Origin of the sequence: Streptomyces sp. WM6386, assembly GCF_000972385.1 — a bacterium.
Classification (GTDB): domain Bacteria; phylum Actinomycetota; class Actinomycetes; order Streptomycetales; family Streptomycetaceae; genus Streptomyces.
Genome location: NZ_JXTE01000230.1, coordinates 1 through 978 on the forward strand (window position 1 = coordinate 1; position 978 = coordinate 978).

Sequence of the window (978 nt, forward strand, 5' to 3'; positions counted from 1 at the left end):
GAAATCGGCTGACCGCGTCTCTCCTTCCCGATATGGTTCCCAGCGCATGGACTGGAGGTTCCGGTCGGCGGCGCAGGCCCAACACCAAAGTTCACCGGATCACCAGGGAGCCTGCAGCATGACCGGCACCACGGAGGCCCTTGGCGGGCCGGCTGCAGTCGACAACGCAGCACGAGGTGTCACGCGCCCGTTCTACGTATACGCCGTGCTCGCCAACACCCTGTTCCAGCGCGGCGTATTCGTCCTCTTCCTTTATGAGCGAGGCTTCTCCGCCGGGCAGGTGGCCCTACTGCAGACGCTGCTCTACCTGGTCAGCGGAATTGCGGAGCTGCCGACGGGAGTCATCGCCGACCGAATCGGCAGGCGTGCCAGCATCGTGATCGGCCAGATGCTGATAGCCGGCTGTCTGCTCGGTCAGGTGACGTCCTCCAACTACTGGGTGTTCCTGGCGCTGTTCATCGGACAGGGCGTGGGCATGGCATGTGTGTCCGGCTCGGACACCGCCCTGCTGTACGACCTGCTCGTGCGTCGTGGTGCAACGGCCGATTACGTCAAGATCAAGTCCCGGTTCACCATGCTCGCGACGGTCACCTCGGGAGCCGCCATCGTCCTCGGCGGCCAACTGCAGCAGTTTTCCTGGGGAGTCGTCTACGTCGGTTCGGCGGCGTGCCTCGTCCTGGCCGTGGTGGTGCTGATGTCAGGGGTGCCCGAGATCCGCGGCGCGGACGCGGTGGACGAGCGGGAGGGAGCCGAGGGGCACGGCGACGCCACAGCATGGCGGGCGATGCTTCGGCTCGCCACGCCGGCGCTCGTGACGCTCGTCGTGGTGTCCGGATTGATGCATGCGACTTTGACGCCGTACATCATCTTCACGCAGAAGACCCTCTCCGATCAGGGAGCGGGTCCCGCATGGGTCATCGTGGTCATATCGGCGGGATTTTTCGCCGGCGGGGATCACCCCCTGCTTGTTCAGTGCCA

At 65.2% G+C, this 978-nt stretch carries 1 protein-coding gene; it reads left to right on the top strand.

Annotation, left to right across the window (positions count from 1 at the left end):
* Positions 1–118: 118 nt before the first annotated feature.
* Positions 119–978 (top strand): MFS transporter (locus TN53_RS40930; RefSeq protein WP_199924743.1); only part of this gene is annotated, 860 nt, incomplete at its 3' end.